Genomic DNA, 6,148 nt, shown 5'->3' with positions numbered 1-6,148 from the left:
AGTACAGGAATGGAACTAATGCAAGGATCGCTATCTCAACCAATGAACCAGTGACCTGTTGGCGTATCGAGGTATTTCCATGCTCCTTCATGTGTAATGCTTATCAATCTCATTCCCAGATATGTAAACATGACAAGTGAAGAGGCTTTCCCAAGACCGATCGTAACATCATCGATACTTCCAAGATATTCTGCCGATGCCCTGTTTCTGAAGTATATCGTAGTTAGTTTACTAACAACTATCATCAGTGCCATCGCAGCTCCTATGGCCGAGATAAGGGCAAGCCACGGCAGGTATGATGTATACCAGAGCGGATGCACCTTACCAGGCGCAAGAAGGAACATGGCAGACAGAGCCGACTGATGCAGTGTAGAGAGCATTACTCCGAATATAGTAAGACCCAGTGTCATGCTCACAGCTATCTTTCGCAGATACCCCTGGTTTAGCCAGGCCAGGACTGACGGGCAGAATTCAAAGAATTGCACAGATAGATACAGGGCTACATGCCAGGCCACAAGGAACATTACTGATGCTGTCCCGAATGATATGGCCATAGGATAATATATTCTCCACGGTCGGCCAAGGTCTATCATAAGGAATATTACTGCAAACAGATATCCCAGGAAACCCAGCAGGATAGCATTCTTGACAATTGGCTGGTATCTCTTAACCCCGAAAATATAAACTCCAGTCCCTATGACAAATCCTGATGCTGAGAACGGGACTCCACTGAATAATCCCCATGTAAGGAATAGTCCCCATGGCTGCTCGTTCGAAGCTTCAGTTACCTGGTCAAGTCCGTAAATGAACCGCATTGCTATCAGGAACAGGCCCGCAAAGACAATGAGACCCGCACCAATGTTAAGAGGAGTGATGAGTGTCTTCATATATTCTTTGAACGATAGTCCCAGAAATATCTTCTCCCTGAACCAGTTAGAAATTATTTCCGCACCGGTCAGTTCATTTGCGGGATACACATGTCTTTCCACAGTTTCGTTTCCAAATTCATTCATGTTTTATATCCTCCTCAGGTTTTTTATGTGTCGCCATATAGAAACCTCCAAGCAGCGCAGGCCATGTGACGAGCGTTAGATTTACCATACCCAGGAAATCCTTTGTCAGTTTCGGAAATGATGTTGTCCCGATGTTTTCAGGGAACCCCATTTTCTCAAACGGCAGTTTTGAAACATATAACCAGCCAGTTCCTCCGGCTTCGGTTTCACCATACACATGGTCGATATATTTATCGGGTTCACCCCATATTCTCTGCTTTGCCATTTTTATCAGGTCATTTCTTTTTCCGAACTGTATGGCTTCAACAGGGCATGCTTCCGCGCAGGCGGGAATGAGACCATCTTTTATCCTCTGGCTGCACATGAAACATTTCTGGATCTTCGGTTCAAAGGCGCTTGAATATTCAAAGGCCGGGACATAGAATGGACATGCTGTGATGCAATAACGGCATCCGATACACAGCTTTTCATTCCATACTACCGGTCCTTCTTTTGATTTTGTCAATGCAGCTACGGGGCAGGCCGTAACACATGCCGGTTCATCGCAATGCATACACTGGACCTTGCGATATACCGGCTTTCCATCCTCGCCCTCGAACCTGTTGACAACCGTATATGACTGCACATCTGCGACGTAAGGTTTCCTCTTTTCTTCAAAAACAGAGGTATCTTCAAACGATGTTTTCGCAGTTGGAAGATTATTAGCCTTGTTACATGCAGCTTCACAGCGGCGGCATCCGATGCACCTTGTTGTATCAGTCAGCATACCCAGGCGGTCTGGATTTCCTTCAAAATCCTGTGCTCCAAGAACGCTTTCGCTGCCAAGAATGCTTGCTGCAACAACAGTTCCGCCTATTTTGAGCAAGTTTCTCCTGTTTATCATAATTTATCCTCCAATTAGTTTGTGACAGCCCTGGCATGTATTGCCAGCTCTTCCTGCATGATCTTCAGGCACTAACGCCGCTCCTGCAACTCCTGTTGAATGGCACTTAAGACAGCTGTCATGATAAACGATCTTTGACTCCATGCCCCCATTTGGTATCCCTTTCGGATGGCACCTGTTACATGTATCCCATGTAAGCTGGTGCGGACGGATTGGAGCTGAGACTATGGCTGATGCTTTTAGCTCCCCTGTGTGGCAGTTAATGCAGCTGTCAGGTCCATTGAAATCTCCAGGATGGCAGGAAATGCATCTCTCATGATAAGCGGCCTTCAGACCCGGTTTGGTCGAATTATGCGGATTAGCCGGACTGTCATGACAATCCTTACATGCATGGATCTCATCCCCGCTGTTATGATGGCATGTAATACAACTGACCTTTTCACTCATGATCTTATGGAAATCAGTCGCTGGCCCGTATTTGATTGAAAGGTACTCAGATTTATTTACTGTTGGCCATCCGTTATTCGAAGCAAGTCTGACCTGCCTGATATTATCGGATTGTACGGCCACTGTTGCGTTTGAAATATTCGGGGCTGCAACATCAGAAGTATCTGAAGATGTAAGTACGATCGCCCCGCCCCCAAAGACCAGTGCAAGGGGAATAACGAAAGATACTATTGTTGACCTTTTCATCTTATCCCTGGAGTTTACCAGTATCCACAGGGCGATAAACCCGAAGCAAAACGCTATTACAATCAGGTATTCAACCCCTTTGACAAACGTCATGAATTCAAGTAATGTATTCATTTTAACACCTATTATTTAGTTCAATTTTTTGTATTGTTCTTCTGCGATCCCGACTTCATCCAAAATTTCTGATTTTATGGCACTCGTATTAACACCTCACAACAATTGTCCCCGTGCGACAATAATTTCTTAACATCAAGCTCGGCCCTGTTCCCAAAAGCGTGGTTCACTGCCCCTTTAAAAGTTTCCCTTATCGTATGGCAGATGTATTTATCGACTGAATTACCTTCAGCTACAATATTGCATTTCTTGATTGTATATAGTAGATTTTTCCCATCCGGTTTCCATTCGCTTTCCCTGTGGAGTTTAGAATCAATTATTTCAAGAGCTTTCTGGAAATTCTGGAATTCCCAGCTTTTTATATTATTCTCTTTTTCGTACTCCTGCATCAGGGATATCCCTATCCTTCTCCCCAGGGCTGTCAGCGATACAGGTATATCAGGAATGTTCTTTAGCCCTTTTAAAAAAGCCATGAACATTATCAAGTCCTGGTCCACCCTGCTGTTACTGATCTTGAGGTTGCTTACTATCTCGTTTATCCTGATCCCCACATCCGGCCTGTGTGTCAACACGACCATATTGGCAGTTGACTTGGCATCATAAAGGTGGCCGTTCGCTTCCAGAAGTGAGACTATGCTTGTTTTCAGTTTGTCTATTACCTCCTTGTTCCTGTAATTATGGAACAATATGAGATTCTCCCGGTCAACCTCTACCCTGTCCACAACTCTTGAAGTTTCATATACTTCCTTAATCAGGGACAGCATTTCGCGAAGAGGAATTTCCTGGATAGGTTTCTTGGCAAGCGTTTCTATTGTTATCTCGCCCATAGGAACTTTACCAGAAAGTAGATCCTCAAAGTAGTTCCTGTGAACGGTTACCATATTGTAATTGCTCAGGAGATGTCCGTTGATTATTGATTTCCAGAAATCAGGGCGGCTTTTGATGGCCTGGATAATTTCATTCAAACCTCCAAAAGAGGTAATAAGGCTATCATATCCTTCCTTCTTGTTTGATTTTGATAGTTCAACTCTTATACCTCCATCGAGATTAAAAAACCGAAGTTATCTCAAGCGGAGCATGCTCAGGTGAGTTTTTCACAAGATACTGGGCAAGCATCCTCGCAACGAATCTTATTTTCTGGGGCGAGCCTTTGACCTCTATCAATACTTCTGATGCAGATGTATCATTATCGTATTTCAGGGAAAGGTCAACATCCCACTCCAGTTCGCTGAATTTGTTCTTGAGATATTCTTCAAGTTTTCCCATCGAATTTATCAGCATGGGACCTATCAGATCATCCAGTACATTGTCCGGGACAAGCAAACCGTCGATCTCGTTGAGCATCCATTTGAACAACGTATTGTCAATTGTGGAAATATTCTCAAGTTCACTGTTCTTTCCAGCCCGGTCTATTATCTCTCTTATTGCGGCGCTGAAATTACCTTTATGTTTTTCAACATAAGGCTCCATCTTCTGTATGCAATCATTGTCAAGAGAGATATGTCTTGTAACGATCATAATTACCCCATTTCTTTCTCTGGTGGTCTTCATTTACACTTTCCCAAATTGCTCATAGAGAAGTTCTTTTTCCCGTTTCAGTTCTGCTTCCCTTCGTGCAAGCGCTTTCATAGCATCATTTGCTTTTACTGAGATTGTGATCCTGTTCTTACTGTCTTTAATATATCCTCGCAGTCCAGCTGCCAGGAAAACAGCCGCTGCGATCGGTAAAAGAATGACCCATCCTGTCAGGAAAGCTATAAAACTTTCAGATGGCAGGAAATAGACAGTTCCAATTACGATCCCGGCTGCAAAATACCGTTTCCAATTATACATATGCTTCACCCAATTATGATTATCCAATGCCAATGTTAAAAGAATATTTGACAGGAAGATAGCATGGAAAGCCATGAATAGACATAGTTTAACATAAAAGAGCATAATATGCCATTACATGGCCTGGAAAATACAGGGTATGGCAAATGACAGGATTATTTTGAAATAAGGTCAAGGCATCCTTATGATCACCTCGCAGAAATTATCTCCATGTGTCAGTAAATGTTTCGTACACATCCGGGCTTTGTTTCCAAAAGCGTAACTCAATGCCCCCTTAAATGTCTCCCTCACAGTATGACAAACGTAATTATCAAATTCATTTCCATTTCCTGCAATATTACATTTCCTGATTGTATAAAGCAGATCCTTTCCTTCTGATTTCCATTCACTTTCCCTGTGGAGTCTTGCATCTATGCTCTGTAATGCCTTCTGGAAGTTGTCCAGTGTCCACGTCTTGATGTTATTTTCCAATTCATATCCCTGCATTAAGGATTTACCTGTCCTTCTACCCAGGGATGTCAGGGATATGGGAATATCAGGAATGTCCTTTAATCCTTTTAAGAATCCAAAAAATACCAGAAGTTCCTGGTCAAGCCTGGTATTGCTGTTTTTCAACGTCTTAACGATCTCATTTATTTTTATTCCAACATCAGACCTGTGGGTCAATATTACGATGTTGGCTGTTGCCCTGGCATCAAACATATGGCCATTTGCTTCCAGGAGCGCATGAGCGCTTTTTCTTAGTTTTTCAATAGCTGCCCTGTCCCTGTAACTATGGAATAAAACAAGTATGTCTTTATCGATTTCCACCCTGTCAACTATCCTTGATGTTTCAAAGACCTCTTTCATAAGATGAAGCATTTCTGTAAGAGGGATTTCCCGGATGGGTTTTTTTGCAAGATTTTCTATTGCGACCTCCCATGCCGGTATTTTACCCTCAAGCAGGTCCTCAAAATAATTCCTGTGGACAGTGACCATATTATAATTACTTACAAGATGCCTGTTGAACAGGGATTTCCAGAACGCTGGGCGGGTCTTTATAGTCCTGACAAGCTCGTCTGTCTTTCCAAAAAAAATCTCAAGGCTAAGGAGCGCATCTTTATTATTTGAACCTGATAATTCAACTTTTATACCTTCATTAGTATTAACGACCGACATGACTTCAAGAGGTTTAATTTTAAGTGAATTTTTGACAAGATACTGGGTAATTAAGCTTGTAATGAATTTTATTTTTTGATTGTTGCCTTTTATTTCCATTAATACTTCACCAGGGGAAATATCATTATCAGATCTTAATGTGATGCAAATTCCCCACTTAAGTTCCTCAAATCTTCGATTAAGATAACTTTCCAGTTTGTCCATCGAATTCATCATTATAGGATCTACGAATTCATTAAGTATCTCAGAAGGAAGGAGCTTTTCATCTATTTCCTTGAGTATCCAGTTAAATAAGGAATGGTCTATTGCAGATGAATTGATCCTGGTATCATACTTTCCAGCCTGGCAAATCATATCCCTTAATGCTGCGCCAAAATTCCCGTTATGCTTATCAGCATAGGGTTTTAATTTCTCAATATATTCATCTTCAAGTGAGATATGCCGTGTAATATTC

At 42.2% G+C, this 6,148-nt stretch carries 7 protein-coding genes; all 7 read right to left on the bottom strand.

The annotated features are described in order from the left end of the window. Positions 1 to 35: 35 nt before the first annotated feature. Positions 36 to 1,013 (bottom strand): NrfD/PsrC family molybdoenzyme membrane anchor subunit, encoded by a 978-nt coding sequence (gene nrfD, locus MNV_RS10290; RefSeq protein ID WP_096205795.1) that lies wholly within the window; start codon positions 1,011 to 1,013, stop codon positions 36 to 38. Beyond that, positions 1,006 to 1,896, bottom strand: a complete 891-nt coding sequence (locus tag MNV_RS10285) for a 4Fe-4S dicluster domain-containing protein (protein WP_096205793.1) — start codon at positions 1,894 to 1,896, stop codon at positions 1,006 to 1,008. Before MNV_RS10285 ends, nrfD begins: the two co-directional genes overlap by 8 nt. A 3-nt stretch (positions 1,897 to 1,899) precedes the next feature. Beyond that, the gene (locus tag MNV_RS10280) at positions 1,900 to 2,703 is read right to left on the bottom strand and encodes a cytochrome c3 family protein (protein ID WP_096205791.1); all 804 of its coding nucleotides are present in this window, start codon (positions 2,701 to 2,703) and stop codon (positions 1,900 to 1,902) included. 74 nt (positions 2,704 to 2,777) lie between these two features. Beyond that, complete coding sequence (locus tag MNV_RS10275; protein ID WP_096205789.1) at positions 2,778 to 3,668, bottom strand: hypothetical protein; 891 nt, start codon at positions 3,666 to 3,668, stop codon at positions 2,778 to 2,780. Between the two features lie 82 nt (positions 3,669 to 3,750). Then, complete coding sequence (locus MNV_RS10270; protein ID WP_096205787.1) at positions 3,751 to 4,254, bottom strand: hypothetical protein; 504 nt, start codon at positions 4,252 to 4,254, stop codon at positions 3,751 to 3,753. Then, a complete protein-coding gene (locus MNV_RS10265; protein WP_096205785.1) occupies positions 4,255 to 4,536 on the bottom strand; it encodes a hypothetical protein in 282 nt (93 codons plus the stop codon). It lies immediately after the preceding gene. A 171-nt stretch (positions 4,537 to 4,707) separates the two neighbouring features. Next, positions 4,708 to 6,148, bottom strand: a 1,441-nt coding sequence (locus tag MNV_RS19640) for a hypothetical protein (protein ID WP_179293926.1), incomplete at its 5' end; no start/stop codon positions are given.

The sequence above is a fragment of the Candidatus Methanoperedens nitratireducens genome, from assembly GCF_900196725.1.
Lineage (GTDB): Archaea > Halobacteriota > Methanosarcinia > Methanosarcinales > Methanoperedenaceae > Methanoperedens > Methanoperedens nitroreducens_A.
Note: the sequence above shows the minus strand (reverse complement) of the source record. Positions and strands in the feature narration are given on the sequence as shown.

Coding starts and splice junctions, on each gene's coding strand:
- nrfD (WP_096205795.1), bottom strand. CDS start 1,013: ATGAATGAATTTGGAAACGAAACTGTGGAAAGACATGTGTATCCCGCA.
- MNV_RS10285 (WP_096205793.1), bottom strand. CDS start 1,896: ATGATAAACAGGAGAAACTTGCTCAAAATAGGCGGAACTGTTGTTGCA.
- MNV_RS10280 (WP_096205791.1), bottom strand. CDS start 2,703: ATGAATACATTACTTGAATTCATGACGTTTGTCAAAGGGGTTGAATAC.
- MNV_RS10270 (WP_096205787.1), bottom strand. CDS start 4,254: ATGAAGACCACCAGAGAAAGAAATGGGGTAATTATGATCGTTACAAGA.
- MNV_RS10265 (WP_096205785.1), bottom strand. CDS start 4,536: ATGTATAATTGGAAACGGTATTTTGCAGCCGGGATCGTAATTGGAACT.